Annotated in this window: 2 protein-coding genes; both read left to right on the forward strand. The window is 72.0% G+C overall.

Annotation, left to right across the window (positions count from 1 at the left end):
- Nucleotides 1–49: 49 nt before the first annotated feature.
- Nucleotides 50–370, forward strand: a complete 321-nt coding sequence (locus ACR80Q_RS18295) for an ATPase, T2SS/T4P/T4SS family (RefSeq protein ID WP_435379084.1) — start codon at nt 50–52, stop codon at nt 368–370.
- Between the two features lie 14 nt (nt 371–384).
- Nucleotides 385–900 carry a hypothetical protein gene (locus tag ACR80Q_RS18300; protein ID WP_435379083.1) on the forward strand — a complete coding sequence of 172 codons (516 nt, stop codon included), beginning with the start codon at nt 385–387 and terminating at the stop codon, nt 898–900.
- Nucleotides 901–1,010: the final 110 nt, after the last annotated feature.

The raw sequence follows: 1,010 nt of genomic DNA on the forward strand, positions 1-1,010 counted from the left end.
GACCGTCCTGCTGCGGGCCCTCGCGTCGCAGATCCCACCCGGCGAACGCATCGTCACCGTCGAGCACTTCCCCGAGCTCGGCCTCGACCAGGACCCCGTCGCGCACCCGGACTGCGTGGCCCTGGAGGAGCGCAAGCCCAACGCCGAGGGCAGGGGTGCGATCACGTTGTCGGACGCGGTGGAGACGTCGCGGCGGATCGACCCGGACCGGTTGATCGTGGGGGAGGTGATGGGACCGGAGATCGTGGACATGCTCGAGGGGATGACGCAGGGCAACGACGGCGGGTTCACCACGATCCATACCCGCTCCGCTCGCGAGGTCCCCGAACGGATCGCGCTGTACGCGTCCCNATCGACCCGGACCGGCTGATCGTGGGGGAGGTGATGGGTCCGGAGATCGTGGACATGCTCGAGGGGATGACCCAGGGCAACGACGGCGGGTTCACCACCATCCACACCCGCTCCGCCCGCGAGGTCCCCGAACGGATCGCGCTGTACGCGTCCCGCGTCGGCATGACCCGCACCGCCGCCCTCTCCCTCGCCGCGGCGGCCGTGGACTTCGTCGTGCACATGCAACGGGAAGACCTGCCCGACGGGCGGACCGTGCACTACGTCTCATCCGTGGTGGAGGTCGGCACCTTCGACGGCACCGCGGTCGTCACCAGCGAGGTGTTCCGCGCCGCTCCCGGCACCCACGTCGCCGAACCCGCCGCCGCCGTGTCGCCGGAACGCACCGCAGCCCTACGCGCCCACGGCTGGACGGACACCGTGCACCACCTCGACGACGACGCCCAGCAGCATGCCGCGAACCCACCGGCGGGAGCCAACGGCTCGCGTCGTCCGGGGAGTGGGGCCAACGGCTCGGCGCGCTCGGTCATTTCACCTGGGGGCATCTGGTGATGGGGGGCATCTCGTGACCTGGCAGCTGGCCGCAGCGGTCCTGGCCGGCACCGGCATCGGGGCCGGCCTGTGGCTGCTCGTGTCCCCGGCCCCCACCCGCACGGCACCGG

Source organism: Aquipuribacter aurantiacus (assembly GCF_051216895.1).
GTDB lineage: Bacteria > Actinomycetota > Actinomycetes > Actinomycetales > JBBAYJ01 > Aquipuribacter.

What these genes read in the sequence shown, in the direction of transcription:
- ACR80Q_RS18300 (WP_435379083.1), top strand. Translation starts at nt 385, where the DNA reads ATGGGTCCGGAGATCGTGGACATGCTCGAGGGGATGACCCAGGGCAAC.